Here is an 18,321-nt window from a genome sequence, read left to right as displayed (position 1 = left end):
TGGTTTATTTCAGTGAAAATTCCTTTTTTAGGATCGCAGTCCATTTCTTTATGCGTTCTTCGGTGAGTTCGGGTTGGGTGTCGTCGTCAATGGCGAGGCCAACAAATTCGCCGTCTTTTTCGGCTGAGGAAAAATAAAACTCATAACCTTTTGTTGGCCATAATCCGACCACTATTTTTTTATCGGGCAGGCGGCAATAGATGGTTCCCATGCCGTCAGCGAAACTCTCCGGATATAATTTCTGATCGCCAAGGCCGAAAAGGGCCACCTTCTTGCCTTCAAAATTAATTTCTGTGAGCTCATCAATAAAAGCTTCCCAGTCGCGGTGCATATCGCCAATGCCCCAGGCAGAAGTGCCCAGGATCAGAAAATCATATTTTTCAATGTCTTCGGGTTCTACATCCGCGATGTTGCGAATATCTACATTTGATTTGCCCAATGCATCTTTAATCAATAAAGCAACCTTGTGGGTACTGCCCTTGTTGCTGCCGCCATAAAACAAGCCTATCTTAGCCATATCTGATTTTATCTTTTAATTCAATATTTAGTTAACGCTGCAGATTAACACAATGTTCACGGTTAAATTTTGTTAAACGGACTCAAATTAACAAAAATTTAACAGTCTAACAGCCTTCAAATGTAACAATTATTGACCACTGGCGTCATATAGCCATAAACAAAATGTTAACGATGTGCTAAAACGTTCGGAACCGAACAATCGTTTTTCTGAAATGAACACTTTTAAGCCTCAAATATTCAAAACTAAACTACAACTTCTTCATTAAGAAAATGTTATAAGTTTGGCACACTTTTAGAAATAACATACAAAGCCCAAATAATCCAATAATTCTCTAAGCCATGAAAACTTTCACACATACCAAACTTTTGATCAGGACAAAAATCAGCATCCTACTCATGGTGCTTCTTGTCATGAGCTCAACATTAAATGCAAAGGATCATTCTACTTTTAACTTTCCGGTTCCAGGCGCTGAAAAAAGCGTAAATGACATTCCTTTCGACACACATGAAATTGCCATAGATTACTTTTTTGACAAAGCTATGGATGGAGTTGAATTGAGTCCCGATGCAAATGTGAATGATATTCCTTTTGATACCAGGCTTATTCAACAAATGAACCTGAACGATAATTCATCATCATTCACAACCCTGTCACCCGAAAAAGATGCCAATGACATCCCTTTCGATACCCATGAGATTGTTCAGGAATACAGGATGTCGAATATCAGCAATTCATTGTCGTTGAAACCCGAGTGTACGGTGAATGATTTTCCTCATGAAGCCAACGTTATATTGACCGGAGCCAATGATAAAGTGAAGGCATCTTCGGAGTTCAGAATAATGAACAACATTCCAGATCATGTATACAGCAGGTTAACAAACTTACTAAAGGCAGGTTTAATCTCCATGCTGATTTTGCTAAGCGCAGCAGTACTTGGATTTTTATTTTTCTCATACGTTTATTGATTAGTTTTTTAACGGTTGCACACCGTTGATGGTTTGGTTGCACTATGAAAGCAGGCTGTGGTGGCCTGCTTTTTTTTGGGGATCCAAATAAGGGTAAATGGCTTTTGAATTGTCATAATACTTAAGAAACTTAATAATGAGACATACTCTTAGCATCTTTTCTTTCCTTATCATGGTTTTATTCTTTTCATGCAAAAAAGACCAGATACACCCAAATACAAATTATGTTGTATTCGGAAATTCAGAAGCAAGTTTTATGGATATTGTCACCTTCAATCCAAAAATGCAAATAGCATCATGGGCAAATGGCGGTTATGTTTATGATAGTGTTGATGTAAATAATAACGGCGTACATGATCTTAATTTTAGTTCTTACGGACAGAAATGGGCAAACACTAGCAATTGTGCAATTGCATCACTTAATGATTCCGTCGAAATACTGGTTGAAGTAATTCAGGACTCTTTATTTTTGACTTATAATAATCAAAATCCTTTAATAAACCATCCCAAAGTTAAATGGAATACCTTTTCAGGGTTTGAAAGTTTTAGCGATAATGATAGCTTATACTATATGCGGGAGGTATATTTTGTAAGAATGTTCAACTATGGAGACACTTTGGATATCTCTGAGGAAAACCATGTTTGGGTAACTAATGGAAACTTTACTGGTTATTCTCAAGGGTTTTCATATGACTCTGATTTTTACCTCCACCACAGATTAGGTTTCTGGAACGATGAAGGGGAAAAGTATTTGTGTTACAGAATAAGAAATGGTACTGAAACAAAATATGGTTGGATAAAAGCAAGCATAGAGTATAATATTACTATTAATTTATTTGAATATTCCTTAAGCAATTAAGCAAATGTATATCTACCAGTAATTATTCCTAAAACAGAAATAGTCTGCGGTAAGTTTTGGGTCAGTTAAAGTATAAAATTTAATGAGGCTAAAGCCTTGATATTTAGGCTTCCCAATTGCCGTTGGCTTAAGCCAACGGCAATTTTGATTTCAACAGTTTGTCCGGCTTTAGCCGCATAAGTTTACTTTTCGATTTGAACTCAAGATTGATTTTTAGAACTTAGCCTTTCTGCTGCAATTTGGAGGTTTTTGCCGTCAATACGTCCAATAGCTCAATCACTTCAGCCACTGATTGAAACTCCCCCAGTCTTACAATATCAATGATCCGCCGCATCCGCCAGCCGGGATAACCCAGTCTTTGCGCGATTTTGGCTATTGCTACATCACGCTGTTTTAAAGCCGATTCCCGATCGGTATCTATTGCGTAGCGGCTTGCAAAATCCCAGGCGCCCTGCCGGGCAATGTTTATGCTGAAACTTACAAGGATTTCATCTTTCTTGTTTGCAAGCAACAAGGCAAGACCAAAAATGAGTGAAATTCCGGAAATGTTCGTTTTCACCCCTTCAACCATTTCGGCAAGAATCGCGTTGATCTTATTAAAATCATTCTCTATTCCGGCAAGCGGCTTGCCTTGCATGGTTTCCACAGCGGCAATGCCAAGATCAAGGTTTATATGCGCATTGATGCCAAGAAGCAAATGATGCATTACAAGCAGTCGTGATTCTTCCGCTGCCTTGAAAGCAACATGCCAGCACTGTGTCGGAATTTGCTTGTTATTGTATAAATCATAAGCATCTAAAAAACGTTTGGCAAAAAGAATGTCAAGTAATTCCATCCGGGCGTTGTCTTCAAATTCCTTGCGGTCAATGCCTTTTTTGATCCGGCGTGTTACCATCCGGTACAAAACAGCAAAATATCCCAATCTTGAAGAACGCTTTTTGCAATCTTCAACAATCTCATCCATTTTCAGCAGTACTTCGTCAATAGTTTTCATAGGTTCAAGCATATAGGTTTTCCAGAATCAACAAGCAAACCATATAACAAGCGCTGGGTAAAAAAGCTTATTTTTGACCCACATTTCTTCTGCATGACAAAGCTAAGTTTTTCCGGAAAGCTGATTCTGGTCATACTGTTGGCCTGCACAGGCGCTATCGCTATCGTAGGCAGTTATTCATTTTACACTGCAAAAAGCTCCATCATGACCCGTACATTTGAGCAGCTTACTTCGGTGCGAACCATCAAGCAGCGACAGGTAGAGCAGTTTTTCAACGATCGTCTGCGCGAAACAACTATGTTCGCATCCAACAATATCCTCCGGCAGACGACAAATACCTTGTTGCAAGAAACAACCAAAACCTTTCCGGAAAATGAAATGCACAAAAGCTCTGGAGACCTATTTCCTCAAATACATCTGAACCTGCAGGAATACCTCGACGATGGTGCATACTGCCAGAAGCTGATACTGGTTTTGCCTGACGGAACTTATGTGCAGCTATATAATCAAGACCAGGTAAATGATCTCATAGAAAACATACAATTTCTTGAAGAAATTTACATTCAAACCAGTCAGAACCGCAATGGGTTGATCAGGGATTTGCAGCAACCATTAACTGAAACACGACGGCTGATTATTTCAGCACCGGTTTTCAACCAAGGTGAAATTCAGGCTGCATTGCTGATGGAGATCGCAAATCCGGCCATTGACAAACTGATGTTTGATAAATCGGGCTTGCAGGGACTTGGAAAAACCGGCGAAACCTTCCTCGTAGGTTCTGATCTGCTTATGCGCACTCCTTCTCGTTTTCAAAATCAGCAAGCGCCGAACACGATTGTTAACACCGAAGCCACACAACTGGCTATGGCTGGCGATCATGGAACCAAAGTAATTACCGATTACCGTGGCGTGGAAGTTCTCTCTTCCTTCAGCAAGTTGAATATTCCTGATCTGGAATGGGTAATCTGTGCTGAAATTGACCTGAAAGAAGCCACCATTCCTGTTTACCGGATCAGAAATAATATTTTGCTGGTTTCTGCCGGCACAGGCATCTTTGTACTCATACTTATCACTTTGTTTTCGAAGATGCTGACCCGGCCCATCGTCAACCTGATGAAAGCCACCGATGAAATTGGTTCAGGAAAATTCAATACACGGGTTATGCCAGAATCAAGCGATGAGATTGGAAAACTCACCCTTGCATTTAACCGCATGGCAAGGCAGCTTCAACAAAATTCCGATGCATTAAAGAATGAAAAACAGCAGCGAATACGTTCTGTGCTGGATGGGCAGGAAATTGAGAGGCAGCGTCTTTCACGGGAATTGCACGATGGCCTTGGGCAATCGCTCATCGCAATCAAACTTCGCCTCGAAAGCCTGGATTTTGATTCTGATCCTAAAGCTGAGGAAATGCTGAGCAATCTGCGGCAATCATTCAATATGATCATTGACGAAGTGCGTCGCATCAGCAACAACCTGATGCCGGCGGCTCTGCATGAATTTGGACTTGAAAATGCACTTCGCAACCATTGCGAAGAAATTTCGGTTCAGAACCAAATGAGTGTGCGGTTCAACAGCAATGGAATCCCCGTGACCATGAACCGAAAAACCAAAACCTATCTTTACCGGATCGCACAGGAAGCGCTGAATAATGTGGTAAAGCATGCAAAAGCCAGCCAGGTGAAGGTAAGTCTGCTGAAAGAAGCCGGATCGGTGCAACTGGTGATTGAAGACAATGGCCGTGGAATTGACCAGGAAAAAGAATGCAAAGGCAAGGGCAACGGCCTATATAATATGCGTGAACGTGTGAACCTCCTCCGGGGAACTATGGATGTAAAAACAGCCTCCGAAAAAGGAACTACCATCAGTATTCATTTACCTCTGAACTGAAAGAAATGTCGAAAACACGAATTGTTCTTGTTGATGACCACCCGATCGTACGCGACGGAATAAAGGCGCTACTTGTGGGCCATGAGGAGTATTTTCTCGCCGGTGAAGCTGCTGATGGCAGAGAACTTTTGGAAAAGCTGCCCTATCTGAACCCGGACCTTGTTATCCTCGATATTTCCCTGCCCAAAATGTCTGGCATCGAAATAACCAAAATCCTCAGCGAGCAGTATCCGGAAATCAAAGTGCTAATTCTTTCAATGCATACCGGTGAGGATTTCATTTTCAATGCCATCAAGGCGGGAGCCAGGGGTTACCTGCCTAAAAACACAACCCGAAAAGAACTTATTGATGCCATCAACAGCCTGATTGCAGGAGAAATCTACTTCAACGATTCAATTTCAAATACAATCCTTAAAAGTTACATTCGTAAGGCTCAGAACCAGGAAGAACCCGGGGAAGAAGAAACCAATGTATTGTCGCCGAGGGAAGCTGAGATTTTGAAAATGGTTGCCGAGGGCTTTACCAACCAGGAAATAAGCGACAAATTGTTCATCAGCATCCGAACCGTTGAATCGCACAAAAACCACATCATGCATAAACTCAAGCTGCGGACTACTGTTGATCTGGTGAAGTTTGCGATTCGGAAAGGGATCATTGAGATCTGAAACATGGATCTTTGAAATAGTTGGCTTTGTGACTTTTGCTGGGTCAGGCAATTGTCATACGTTGTCATACAATTGAAATACAATAGTCATTCAATTGAAATACGGTGGAAATACAGTTGTCATACATCGAAAAACAATAGAAATACAGTGGTCAGGAATTAATGGTTGATTTTTTTGCAAATAGATTTTCACAAATAATTATTCATCATGGATTTGGAAGAATTAAGAGTATACCAGCAAACAATGGCGCTTGGTGAAAAGGTGTGGAATCTTGTAATTAATTGGGATTGGTTTGCTAAGGATACAATCGGCAAACAACTTGTAAAATCTGTTGATTCCATTGCTGCGAACCTTAGTGAGGGCTTTGGCCGATATCATTATCGTGAATCAAAGAATTTCTTCTATTATTCCTGCGGTTCCCTTTTTGAAACAAAAACATGGATCACAAAAGCAATAAACCGCGATTTGATTTCAGTAGATGATTTCAGTGCATTCAGCAATGAAATCAAAGACATCAGCGTCAAATTAAATAATTACATCGCCTCAGTTGGAAAGAAATGACAACCTTGAAACGATGTATTTCAACAGTGAAACAGCAATCGAATTACACCTGCATGTCAATGTATGACAATTGTATTTCAATTGAATGACTACTAAGTGACAATCGTTTTTCAACTATATGACAATGTATAACAACTGTATGACAACCGATTCAACATTTAACCATCATGCTCATCACCAAATCCATCCCTGAAACAACGGCTGAAGTTGTAAAGGTTCGCGAAGCCGGGAAAACCATTGGCTTTGTTCCTACAATGGGAGCCCTGCATCAGGGACATATTTCTTTGCAGGAACGCTCGCGCAAAGAAAATGATTTTAAAGTCTGCAGCATTTTTGTGAACCCCATCCAGTTCAATAATCCCGATGACCTTGAGAAATATCCAAGAACAGAAGATGTTGACTTGAAAATGTTCAAAGAAGCCGGCTGCGACCTAGTGTTTATGCCCTCCGCCAGCGAAATGTACCCTGAAGAAAACAAAATCCTTTACGACTTCGGCCATCTCGACAAAGTCATGGAAGGGCAATTCAGACCTGGGCATTTTAACGGTGTAGCCGTGGTGGTGAAAAAATTATTTGATATTGTTCAGCCTCATCGGTCATATTTTGGCGAGAAAGATTTTCAGCAACTGGCCATTATCAAAGCGCTCGTTAAAATGCTTAAGATTCCTGTTGAAATTGTCCCTTGCCCTACCCTTCGCGAACCATCGGGACTCGCAATGAGTTCGCGCAATGAGAGATTAAGTGTTGACGACCGGCAAAAAGCCTCAGCTATTTTCCGAACCATGAGCCGGGCTAAAGAAATGGTTCCGGCGATACTTCCGCAGGAATGTGAGAAATGGGTTATACAAGAGCTCGACTCCATAAGCGGCCTTCAAACTGAGTACTTCAACCTGGTAGACGCCGAAACGCTTTTACCGGTTCAGGAATGGAAAACAGGCCAAACCGTAAGAGGCTGTATAGCTGCATACATTGGCGGGGTAAGGCTGATAGACAACATATTGTTTTTTTAGTAATTTTGCGCCATGATGCAGATTGAAGTTTTAAAGTCAAAAATCCACCGGGCAACCGTAACCGATGCCAACCTGAATTACGTCGGAAGCGTAACTATTGATGAAGATCTGATGGATGCCGCAAACCTCATTGAGTTCGAAAAGGTTCAGGTGCTAAACATTAACAATGGCGAACGCCTTGAAACTTACGTGATCAAAGGGAAACGCGGAGCAGGACAAATAATCCTCAATGGAGCTGCCGCCCGTAAGGTTCAGCCCGGCGACCTGGTTATCATCGTGGCCTTTGGTATCATCCCCGCAAACGAAGCTGCATCTGTTATGCCTGCCATTATTTTTCCCAATGCCCAGAACAAACTTTCCTAAGCTTTGAAAAAAAAAATTGTAGCGGCTCTCAAGTACATCCTCTTTCTGTCGGTTGGACTTACATTGCTTTGGCTTGCACTTCGCGGGCTTGACCTCAGTAAAATTGGTCTGGAATTCAGGCAGGCTAAGTATTTCTGGATTATACTCTCACTGATACCTGCACTTATTGCCCATGTTAGCCGCGCAGCCCGCTGGAATATCATGATCAATGCCCTGGGCTACAAAACCACGCTGGGTACAACATTTCATGCTACCATCATGGGGTATTTTGCGAACACCATTTTCCCGCGTTTGGGTGAAGTTACACGCTGCACGGTGCTGAGCCGGAAACAAAACATTCCATTAAACGGGCTTTTTGGAACCGTTATTTCCGAGCGAATATTCGATGTGATTTGTATCGCAATCATTGGCTTTTTCGTCATCATTGCACAATTCAGTTTCCTGAGAGGATTTCTTGATAAGATGATCTGGTCGCATCTGAGTGAACAAATGCCTTCCGGATTACGGCTCGTTACATTGCTAGGCATTAGCGTTTTACTTGCCGTAGTGCTGTTTTATTTTTTGCTTAGATTCAGCATGCCAATGATCAGGAAATTATCCTTTTACAAGAAACTGAAGGATTTGCTGCTTGGATTTCTTGCCGGCATTAAAACTATTGGCACGCTGAAACGTAAAAAAGAATTCATTGCCCATACCATCCTCATTTGGTTCATGTACTTTTTAATGTCTTACCTTCCTTTCAGAGCAATACAGGCTACTGAGCATCTAAGCCTTATAGACGGAACCACATTGCTGATGATGGGCAGTTTTGCCATGGTAATCCCTGTGCCTGCCGGAATTGGTGCATATCATTGGATCGTGACACGTACGCTTACTGATCTTTTCGGCATTGTATCAGAATCCGCTGCATCCTACGCAGTGCTTGCCCATGCAAGTCAGCTTATTTTTGTCGTTCTGCTTGGCGGAATTTCAATGCTCGTTGTAATGGTCCATAAAACACAAGCTCTCAATGTTAAAATCAGAAGTCATACAGAATAAGATACTCGGTGCTGAAGAACTTCAGCGGCATCTTGCATTGTGGCGGTTCAAGGACAAGAAAATCGTTTTTACCAATGGGTGTTTCGATATCCTTCATCTCGGTCACATTGATTATCTGATGAAAGCCGCCGATGCAGGCGATATACTGATCATCGGCCTGAACACCGATGCTTCAGTTCGAAAACTAAAAGGAGAAGGAAGGCCTGTAAATAGCGAACATGCAAGGGCGATGATGCTTGCATCACTAGCCTTTGTGAGCGCAGTAGTTTTATTTGATGAAGAAACGCCTTACGAACTTATCCAGAACATTCAGCCTGATGTGTTGGTTAAAGGCAATGATTACAAAATTGAAGAAATTGTCGGTTATGATATTGTATTGGCCAAAGGCGGAGAAGTCATCACTGTTGATTTGTTGGCTGGTTACAGCACAACTGGGTTGATTGAGAAACTGAAAACTAAATAAGCAGGTGATGGCCAAAACCCGAACAGCATTTTTCTGCCAGTCTTGTGGAGCCCAATCCCCGAAATGGATTGGCCGTTGCAATTCCTGTGGTGAGTGGAACACTTATGTTGAAGAAGTGATACAGCGCGAAGAGGCTCAAACCGGCTGGTCGCAAAAAGAAAATGCAAGAAGCGGTTCGAAACCAAAGCCTATTCTTGAAATCCAGCCCGAAGCCCAGGAACGCATTGATACAAATAATGAAGAATTCAACCGCGTGCTGGGAGGAGGAATGGTTCCAGGCTCACTCATTCTGGTGGGTGGCGAACCTGGCATTGGCAAATCTACGCTGATGCTGCAGATTGCGCTGAATTTGGGCAAACTCAAAATCCTCTATGTTTCCGGCGAAGAAAGCCAGGAGCAAATCATGATGCGGGCACAAAGGATCGGAATTAAAAATACAGAGTGCTATGTGTATAACGAAACTTCGGTGCAATCCATCGCACAATACCTGGTTGAGTTCGAACCGCAACTACTTGTCATTGATTCTATTCAGACCCTTACCACCGAACTGATCAGCTCCACTGCAGGAAGTATTTCGCAGGTGCGCGAGTGCGCAGCCTATCTGCAAAAGTACGCCAAGCAAACCCATACGCCAGTGGTTCTCATAGGCCATATTACCAAAGATGGTATGCTGGCAGGACCAAAAGTATTGGAGCACATGGTGGATACTGTATTGCAGTTTGAAGGCGACCGGCATTACGGCTATCGCATCCTGCGCGCCATGAAAAACCGTTTTGGTTCCACCGCCGAACTTGGAATTTATGAAATGACCAATACCGGTCTGCGCGAAGTAAAAAACCCTTCAGAAATTTTACTCTCGCAGCGTGATGAGGAAGTCAGCGGCATTGCAATTGCTTCTACCATTGAAGGTATGCGGCCTATGCTGATTGAGATTCAGGCGCTGGTGAGTACGGCCGTGTACGGAACGCCTCAGCGCTCAACAACCGGCTTCGATGCCCGAAGGCTGAACATGCTGCTGGCCGTGCTTGAAAAACGGCTGGGCTTCCACCTCGGATCGAAAGATGTTTTCCTGAATATTACCGGTGGGATTCGAATTGATGACCCGGCCATAGACCTTGCCGTTATTGCATCGGTGCTTTCATCGGTGAATGATGTTCCGGTGAACCAAAAAACCTGCTTCGCGGGCGAGGTCGGCCTTTCGGGTGAGATCAGAACCGTGAACCGTATTGACCAGCGTATCGCTGAAGCTGAAAAACTTGGATTTGAAAGAATGTTTATTTCGCGTTACAGTCTTAAAGGGATTGATACTTCCCGGCTGAAAATGGAAATCGTTCCTGTGGCCAAGGTAAGCGAACTACACAACAAACTCTTTTAATCCTCAACCACCCTGTAATGCTTAAAAAAACCCTTGTATTTCTTTGTTTCCTTTTTTTTGCGATCACACTCAATGCGCAGGATACCATACGAGTAATGGTTTACAACCTGCTCTATTATGGCGAATACTTCTCAAATTGCACTGCTAACAATAACAACCCTGACAATAAAGATGCAAATTTAAGAACCATATTACCTCATGACCTGCCCGATATTTTTGTTGTGAATGAAATGAGCCGTAGCTCATACTTTCATCAGCGGATTATTGACTCTGTATTGCACAAAGTTACTGATCGCGTATATGCCAGGGCTGTGAGTTACAACCTGGCGGATCAGAACATCGTGAACATGATGTATTACAACACTAACAAACTGGCGCTTCACTCACAAACTGTAATGCAAACAATTACCCGCGATATTGATCTTTATAAACTTTATTACAAATCGCCGGATTTATCAGAAGGAGATACTGCATTTATTCATTGCATTGCTGCCCATCTGAAAGCCGGAAGTTCAGGCGGCGATCAGCAAACCCGCCGAAATCAGATCAACAATGTTATGGCATGGTTGCAAAACAATAGTCAGCCTCATAATTTCCTTATGATGGGCGACTTCAACGTTCAGTCGGTTGAGGAAGAATCAATGCAAGCGCTTTTGTATGGTCCGAACCATCAATTCCGTTTTTATGATCCGGTTGACCAGCTTGGAGAATGGAATAATAATCCCGATTACGCATTGTATCATACGCAATCCACGCATACATCAGGTGGTTGTCATTCGGGTGGTGGAATGGACGACCGTTTTGACTTTATCCTTGCCTCTGCTGACATTATGCAAGGCAATAAAAAAGTAAGTTTCGTTGAAGGCTCTTACCGGACGCTGGGGCAGGACGGCCTGCATTTTAACAATTCACTGCTCGGATCGCCATACAATGCTTCAGCTCCCTTTGATGTAATTGAAGCTTTGTATCACAACTCTGATCACCTTCCTGTTCTACTCAGCCTGGCCATTGATCAAAGCCCGGCGGTTTCGTTTATCCCATTCCTGCCTGGAATCAGCTTTTCTTATAACAATCCTGTTGACGATATCCTTTCGATTCATTTAAAGGGCCTTGATCCCGGAACAACTTACCAGGTGAATGTTTATTCCGTTTTGGGCGGACACATTGACTCGCAATCGGATTCGCAGAATGGCCAACCAGTCCAGGTTAATCTCAGCCAACTTCAAAAAGGGTTTTATCTTGTGGAGTTCAAAATGATGCAATTCAGCAAAGTGTTTAAGATTGTGAAGTTTTAGTGCGAACCTTATAAAAACCACGATGCTTAAAAGCAGTGGCTAACAAACTCATTTCTCAGGTCAATATTCATGAAGCCCGGAATTTGAATTACCTTCCTTAACACCCAAGGGCAGCAAACTTCTCTTCCACAACTTTGTTGCTTAGTTATGGAAATAGACAATTTGAATACATCCGGGAAAGCCAACAAACTCATACATGAATCGAGTCTTTATCTCCGGCAGCACGCCAGCAATCCTGTTGACTGGCACCCCTGGGGTGAGGAGGCGCTTTCAAAAGCAAAAGCCGAGAACAAGCCTTTGCTGATCAGCATCGGATATTCATCCTGCCATTGGTGCCATGTAATGGAACATGAATCGTTCAGCGACGTAGAGGTTGCAGATTTCATGAACCGGAATTTTGTTAATATCAAAATTGACCGTGAAGAACGCCCAGACCTGGATCAGCTTTATATGGAAGCAGTTCAGCTATTGCATGGCCACGGTGGCTGGCCGCTGAATTGCTTTGCATTGCCCGATGGCCGTCCTTTCTGGGGAGCGACCTATTTTAAGAAATCCCAATGGCTTGAGGTATTGGATCAGATAATTTCGATTTACACCACCGAGCCACATACACTGCTTGATCAGGCAGAAAAAATTAGCAGCGGGATCGGGCAAATGAATCTGGTCATTGCAGCGGGTTCGGAAAATAAGCCTGTAAACTTCGACCCTGCTGTTCTCTATAAGAAACTCGCTGATTCCTTTGATAAGGAATTGGGTGGATTCTCAGGTGCGCCAAAATTCCCTATGCCTACAATTTACAGGTTTTTGTTGCATTACAATGTTGTAAGTAGGAATAACAGCTCTTTAAAGCATGTGATTCTTACCCTGAAACGAATGGCAGCCGGAGGAATTTACGACCAGGTTGGCGGAGGATTTGCCCGTTACAGCACCGACAGGTATTGGAAGGTTCCTCATTTCGAAAAGATGCTTTACGATAATGCGCAACTCATTGTTTTATATTGCGAGGCATACCTGCTGAGTAAAGAAGAAAAACTTCGCGATACAGCAATTGAAACCATTGCATTTCTTGAGCGCGAAATGGGCAGCCCGGAAACCGGTTTTTCATCTTCAGTTGATGCCGACAGCCCTGAAGGCGAAGGATCTTTTTACACTTTCTCTTTGGATGAGCTGAATGAACTCCTGGGTGTGGATGCCCAGATGCTCATAGATTACTGGAAAGCAGGAAAGGAAGGAAAATGGGAAGGAAATAAGAATATTCTACTTGCCACGGTTGAGCTGGATAGTTTTTTGGCCGGGAATCAATTGGATAAAGCCAAGTTTGATCAGAAGTTGCAGTCAGCCAGATCAATTTTGCTTGAATACCGCAATAAAAGGCCTGCCCCTGCAATTGACCCAAAAATTATCACATCCTGGAATGCTTTGATGGTTCAGGCTTATGTGAACCTTTACCGGGTCAGAGGTAACTCAGAATATTTAGATTCAGCAAAACAGCTGGCATCTTTTATTCTGGATAGACTTGGCGATGAGTCAGGCGGTTTGCTTCATGTGGATGATAAAGGCAAATCAATTGCTGCTTTCCTGGACGATTACGCTGCAACAATTCTTGCCCTGATTTCACTTCACAGTTCCAGCTTTGAAGAAAAATGGGCGCTGAAAGCTGCAGAACTTGCTGAATCTGCCATAACTCAATTTTATAATGATGAGAACGGCCTTTTCTATTTCAGCGGGACTCGAAACGAAAAGACATTTGCGTTGCGCCAGGAAATCCATGATAATGTTATGCCAGCCTCCAATTCCATGATGATGGAATCCTTGTATTTGTTGGGTCAGATTTTTGAAAATGACCGCTACTTGAATATCGCTCAGCGCGCTGTTTTTGGTATGGCCGAATCTATTCTGAAACATCCTTCAGCCTTCAGCAACTGGGCGAGGTTGCTGCTCATGATGCAGAAACCATTTTACACCTTTGCGATCACAGGTAATAATGCTAATGATCACTTAACAGAACTATTGCAGGAATTTTCACCGCAGATGCTTATAGCAGGCGAACGCAATGAAAGCCAGCTGCCAATTCTTCGAAACAGGTTCAAGCGCGATGAAACCCTCATTTATGTTTGTTCAGGAAATGAATGTTACCCCCCGGTAAAAACTCCGGCTGAAGCAATGAAATATTTAAAGTAAAAAGGTTGATTTCACTCCTATTTAAATGGTTACATGGGGCTAAAGCCCAGCAAACTGGTGAATTTGATTGCCGTTGGCTTAAGCCAACGGCAATTGGGAAGTCCTAAATCTTGGCTTTAGCCACATAATATAATTATGATATTCTTCCTATAGGAGTAGGTTCAAGGCTAATTCATTTACCCTTATCTCTTCAAAAAAGCAATTTGCCTTCGATCAGTTCGCTACGACCCTCAGTCCTACAATTGAAATAATCAGCGTTGAAATAAAAAACAGGCGCCAGAACTCAGCAGGCTCTTTAAAAATAACAATCCCTACAATAGCGGTTCCTACTGCGCCAATTCCGGTCCAAACTGCATAGGCTGTGCCAATGGGCAGGGTTTGGGTTGCTTTGTATAACAAATACATGCTGATGGCTAGGGAAATAAAAAATCCGGCCATCCAAAGGGAAGCAAGGGTTCCGGTACTAAATTTTACTTTCCCCAGGCAGAAAGCAAAAGCTACTTCAAAAAGACCGGCAATAATCAGGATAATCCAATTCATGGTTTCAGAAATTAGTTGGCTCGCATAACAACAGGCAAATGTAACAATGCTTGAGTTCGCTCGATGTATTTTAAGAGATAATAATCCTCAGATTCATCATAATCCTCAGCCTGGAATTATCTTTAACACCCTCTATGTCAAACAAAAGCAGCTCGTATGCGTTTATTGATTACTGCGATGGAATAAATGCTACCTTTGCAGCCATTTTAATCACACCCCCCATGACTGAAACGAGAATCTTTGACCTGCTTGACAGGTTCATAACTTACCCGGATACTATTGGCAAATTCAAATTAGGATGCAAGGAATCAGGGAAATGGAAAGAATATACAGCTCAGGAGTTCTTTCAGATCACAAATAAGGTCAGTTACGGTTTACTGGCACTTGGTATTAAGAAGGGCGATAAAATCGCCACCATCACAAACAACCGTCCCGAATGGAATTTTATGGATCAGGGAATGGCACAGATCGGAGCCGTGCATGTTCCTATTCATCCAACACTTACTACCGAAGAATTGGTTTATATCCTGAACCATTCCGAGTCCAAAATTGTGCTGGTATCAGACAAATCACTTTTCAAAAAGCTGAGTGATGCAAAAACTGAACTGCCTTTGGTCGAAAAGATTTATACTTTTAACCAGGTAGAGGGTGCAACACATTGGTCGCATATCACCACCACAGGCGAAGCTAACATCGAAAATTTTAAGACGCTGGTTCAAACAACAAAAGAAAGCATTTCAGAAGACGCGCTGCTCACAATTATTTACACATCAGGAACCACCGGTAACCCGAAAGGCGTGATGCTCACTCATAAGAATTTGATGAGCAATGCCATTTATTCGGCCAACATTCAGCATCTGAACCATAATCATAAAGTGCTGAGTTTCCTGCCGCTGTCGCATGTGTTCGAACATATGTGCAGCTACCAGTATCAATACCTTGGCATCAGTGTGTATTATGCCGAAAGCGTGAGTACCATAGCCGCCGATATAAAAGATTTACAGGTGGATGGGTTCATTACCGTGCCGCGCTTGCTGGAATCCGTGTATGAAAAAATTATCACCAAAGCAAAGACACTCAGCCCCGTAAAACGCGCAATCTTTGCATGGGCATTGAAACTGGCAGGTAAATTCACACCACACGGAAAGCAAAATATTCTCTATAAAACACAGATGGCAATTGCCGATAAACTTGTGTTCAGTAAATGGAGGGCCGCGCTGAGTCCGAACCTTACCTTTATTGGTTGTGGCGGCGCTGCATTGCAACCCAGGCTTGCACGCATCTTCTGGGCTGCGAAACTACCCGTTTTTGAAGGCTATGGCCTCACCGAAACATCGCCTATCCTGAGTGTTAATTATTCCAAACCCGGTGCGGTAATGATTGGCACTGTGGGCCCCATTCTTGAAGGTGTTACAATAAAGATTGATGTGGATGGTGAAATCCTCGCCAAAGGCCCCAACCTGATGAAAGGCTATTACAAGGACCCGGTTCAGACCAGTGAAGTAATTGATGCCGATGGCTGGTTTCATACAGGCGATATCGGCGAATTGGTTGATGGGAAATTTATTAAGATTACCGACCGGAAAAAAGAAATGTTTAAGCTTTCAAATGGTAAGTATATCGCTCCACAGCAGATTGAAAACAAGATGAAAGAAAGCTTCTATATTCAGCAGATCATGGTGGTGGGTGAGAACCAGAAATATGCAAGTGCGCTGATCATCCCAAATTACAATGCTTTGGTTGAATGGGCGAAAAAACAAAAAATCCATTTCCAGCATCAGGCCGAACTTATTAAAAAACCGGAAATCGTCAAGCATTTTGAGGATGAGGTTAAAAACCTTAATAAAAAGCTTAACAGCAATGAGCAGGTGAAAAAAATAGCACTGCTTGCAGATGAGTGGACTCCCAATACCGGAGAATTGACATCCACACTCAAATTACGCCGCAAGAAAATCATTGAGAAATACAATGAAGTTGTTGGATCGCTATATAAATCTGTTACTCAGCTGAAAGCTGATCCGGTCAAGGTAAAATCGGAAGATTAATGCTGCATGAGATTACTCTTGTTGGCCCCGCTATAATGAATAACTCACAATCGAAAAATAGTGTTGCGTTATAACACTTAGTCGTCGCTCTCAAAAACTTCCTCTCACTAATAGTGCTGAAGAGGGGTTTAAACAAGTCTGGTGTTCGATAAGCGCTTAAAGAACATTACAATAACATCCGGAGCTCTTTGGATTAGAGTCAGGTTAGTATTATGACTTGCATTGTTTAATTACAATCGATAGTCGCAATGTATATTTGCAAAAAAACTGATGTTGTATGATCCCCAGTGCATTCGGAATAAAATAACAACTAACATAGTGATTATTTAGCATAGATTATTCAAAATAATTACATTTGCTGCTGTCAGAAAACAAACAAGCAACTATGAACAACCACAAACCCGTAAAAATTCTGATCGCTGAAGATGACGCCAACCTGAGTTTACTCTTATGCGATTATTTAAATCTTTTGGGTTATGAAACAGTTTGCGCCAGGGATGGTAAGGAAGGTTGGACCCTTTTCCAGCAAGGTGTTTTTGAAATGTGCATACTGGATGTTATGATGCCACGCATGGATGGCTTCACACTGGCAGAGCAAATAAGGAAGAAGAATTCTTCGGTTCCGATAATCTTTCTTACCGCCAGGAATCTTAATGAAGATCGTATCAAAGGTTTCAAGGCGGGCTGCGATGATTATGTTACCAAACCATTCAACAGCGAAGAACTGGGGCTCCGGATTGAAGCCATACTTAAACGATGTGGAATCATTCTGGATTCAGAACTTTACAACATCGGAATTTACCAGTTTGATGCCGCCAATATGCAGCTTGTTTCTCCCGGTGGTACGCAGGCTCTAACGCCTAAGGAATCGAGCCTCATGCGCCTGCTTTGCCGCAATAAAAACCAGCTCCTTAGCCGCGAAAAAGCGCTTAAGGAAATCTGGGGCGACGAAAACTACTTCGTTGGCCGCAGCATGGATGTTTTTATAGCCCGCTTGCGGAAACATTTGAAAGATGACCCCACTGTTTCAATTACCAATGTTCATGGAACCGGATTCAGGCTTGAAGTAGCGGAATAAAGCAGCTGCAAGCAGGGTCATAATTGTTTCAAACGCCGGCAGTTTGCATTGAACATGTTCAAAGTCTGGCAAATAGACAACATCATAATCGTTGCTGCGAATAAAATTTAATCTAAATCTTACCAATCATGCTAACCCTCAATGCTGCCCAGCAACTGGTGGATGAATGGATCAGAACCTCCGGTGTGCGCTATTTTGATGAACTCACCAACACCGCCCTGCTTATGGAAGAAGTGGGTGAAGTAGCCCGCATCATCGCCCGCAAATACGGAGAGCAATCGTTCAAAGCCGGCGAAGAAAACATTGACCTTGCCGATGAGTTTGCCGATGTTCTTTTTGTGCTCATTTGTCTTGCGAATCAAACCGGTGTGAACCTTGAAGAAGCGCTTCAGAAAAACCTGGAAAAGAAGAACCTTCGTGATCAGAACAGGCATAGGGATAATGAGAAGCTGAGGGAGGTTTGAGCGGAGGGCGTGGGG

At 42.7% G+C, this 18,321-nt stretch carries 18 protein-coding genes; 15 read left to right on the top strand and 3 right to left on the bottom strand.

Features of this window, described 5'->3' with window-relative positions:
- Positions 1-4: 4 nt before the first annotated feature.
- The gene (locus IH597_13260; GenBank protein ID MBE0663422.1) at positions 5-517 is read right to left on the bottom strand and encodes a flavodoxin; all 513 of its coding nucleotides are present in this window, start codon (positions 515-517) and stop codon (positions 5-7) included.
- Between the two features lie 341 nt (positions 518-858).
- Between IH597_13260 and IH597_13255 the strand changes: the two genes are divergently transcribed.
- Together IH597_13255 and IH597_13250 are read left to right on the top strand one after the other, a co-directional pair.
- Positions 859-1,485, top strand: coding sequence for a hypothetical protein (locus IH597_13255; GenBank protein MBE0663421.1), 627 nt, complete (start codon positions 859-861; stop codon positions 1,483-1,485).
- 136 nt (positions 1,486-1,621) lie between these two features.
- A complete protein-coding gene (locus IH597_13250; protein ID MBE0663420.1) occupies positions 1,622-2,344 on the top strand; it encodes a hypothetical protein in 723 nt (240 codons plus the stop codon).
- Positions 2,345-2,564: 220 nt separating this feature from the next.
- Here the strand turns inward: IH597_13250 and IH597_13245 are convergent, their stop codons facing one another.
- The gene (locus tag IH597_13245) at positions 2,565-3,338 is read right to left on the bottom strand and encodes a hypothetical protein (GenBank protein ID MBE0663419.1); all 774 of its coding nucleotides are present in this window, start codon (positions 3,336-3,338) and stop codon (positions 2,565-2,567) included.
- A 93-nt stretch (positions 3,339-3,431) separates the two neighbouring features.
- Between IH597_13245 and IH597_13240 the strand changes: the two genes are divergently transcribed.
- The 10 genes from IH597_13240 to IH597_13195 all read left to right on the top strand — a co-directional run bounded on the left by IH597_13240 (position 3,432) and on the right by IH597_13195 (position 14,179).
- Positions 3,432-5,228 carry a HAMP domain-containing protein gene (locus tag IH597_13240; GenBank protein ID MBE0663418.1) on the top strand — a complete coding sequence of 599 codons (1,797 nt, stop codon included), beginning with the start codon at positions 3,432-3,434 and terminating at the stop codon, positions 5,226-5,228.
- Between the two features lie 5 nt (positions 5,229-5,233).
- Positions 5,234-5,893: a response regulator transcription factor gene (locus IH597_13235; GenBank protein ID MBE0663417.1), complete on the top strand. Its 660-nt coding sequence runs from the start codon at positions 5,234-5,236 to the stop codon at positions 5,891-5,893.
- Positions 5,894-6,100: 207 nt separating this feature from the next.
- Positions 6,101-6,454, top strand: coding sequence for a four helix bundle protein (locus IH597_13230; GenBank protein ID MBE0663416.1), 354 nt, complete (start codon positions 6,101-6,103; stop codon positions 6,452-6,454).
- A gap of 167 nt (positions 6,455-6,621) precedes the next feature.
- Positions 6,622-7,464 carry a pantoate--beta-alanine ligase gene (locus IH597_13225; protein MBE0663415.1) on the top strand — a complete coding sequence of 281 codons (843 nt, stop codon included), beginning with the start codon at positions 6,622-6,624 and terminating at the stop codon, positions 7,462-7,464.
- Between the two features lie 15 nt (positions 7,465-7,479).
- Positions 7,480-7,827 (top strand): aspartate 1-decarboxylase, encoded by a 348-nt coding sequence (locus IH597_13220; protein MBE0663414.1) that lies wholly within the window; start codon positions 7,480-7,482, stop codon positions 7,825-7,827.
- Between the two features lie 3 nt (positions 7,828-7,830).
- Positions 7,831-8,865: a flippase-like domain-containing protein gene (locus IH597_13215; GenBank protein MBE0663413.1), complete on the top strand. Its 1,035-nt coding sequence runs from the start codon at positions 7,831-7,833 to the stop codon at positions 8,863-8,865.
- Positions 8,837-9,328: a D-glycero-beta-D-manno-heptose 1-phosphate adenylyltransferase gene (gene rfaE2 / locus IH597_13210; protein ID MBE0663412.1), complete on the top strand. Its 492-nt coding sequence runs from the start codon at positions 8,837-8,839 to the stop codon at positions 9,326-9,328. Before IH597_13215 ends, rfaE2 begins: the two co-directional genes overlap by 29 nt.
- Positions 9,329-9,335: 7 nt before the next feature.
- Complete coding sequence (gene radA, locus IH597_13205; protein MBE0663411.1) at positions 9,336-10,703, top strand: DNA repair protein RadA; 1,368 nt, start codon at positions 9,336-9,338, stop codon at positions 10,701-10,703.
- A gap of 17 nt (positions 10,704-10,720) precedes the next feature.
- Entirely contained in the window at positions 10,721-11,998 is a 1,278-nt protein-coding gene (locus tag IH597_13200) for a T9SS type A sorting domain-containing protein (GenBank protein ID MBE0663410.1), read from the top strand.
- Between the two features lie 147 nt (positions 11,999-12,145).
- Entirely contained in the window at positions 12,146-14,179 is a 2,034-nt protein-coding gene (locus IH597_13195; GenBank protein MBE0663409.1) for a thioredoxin domain-containing protein, read from the top strand.
- Positions 14,180-14,392: 213 nt separating this feature from the next.
- Here IH597_13195 and IH597_13190 read toward each other — a convergent pair whose 3' ends face one another.
- The gene (locus IH597_13190) at positions 14,393-14,719 is read right to left on the bottom strand and encodes a multidrug efflux SMR transporter (GenBank protein MBE0663408.1); all 327 of its coding nucleotides are present in this window, start codon (positions 14,717-14,719) and stop codon (positions 14,393-14,395) included.
- 221 nt (positions 14,720-14,940) lie between these two features.
- On the opposite strand from IH597_13190, the gene IH597_13185 reads away from it, so the two are divergent.
- From IH597_13185 to IH597_13175, 3 genes are all read left to right on the top strand, one after another.
- Entirely contained in the window at positions 14,941-16,764 is a 1,824-nt protein-coding gene (locus tag IH597_13185; protein MBE0663407.1) for a long-chain fatty acid--CoA ligase, read from the top strand.
- Between the two features lie 385 nt (positions 16,765-17,149).
- Positions 17,150-17,842 carry a response regulator transcription factor gene (locus tag IH597_13180; GenBank protein ID MBE0663406.1) on the top strand — a complete coding sequence of 231 codons (693 nt, stop codon included), beginning with the start codon at positions 17,150-17,152 and terminating at the stop codon, positions 17,840-17,842.
- A gap of 128 nt (positions 17,843-17,970) precedes the next feature.
- Positions 17,971-18,306 (top strand): nucleotide pyrophosphohydrolase, encoded by a 336-nt coding sequence (locus IH597_13175; GenBank protein ID MBE0663405.1) that lies wholly within the window; start codon positions 17,971-17,973, stop codon positions 18,304-18,306.
- The last annotated feature ends 15 nt before the right edge of the window (positions 18,307-18,321 follow it).

It is taken from the genome of Bacteroidales bacterium, assembly GCA_014860575.1.
In the GTDB taxonomy this organism is placed as follows: Bacteria; Bacteroidota; Bacteroidia; order Bacteroidales; family JAAYJT01; genus JAAYJT01.
This window is presented reverse-complemented; position numbering and strand designations above follow the sequence as displayed.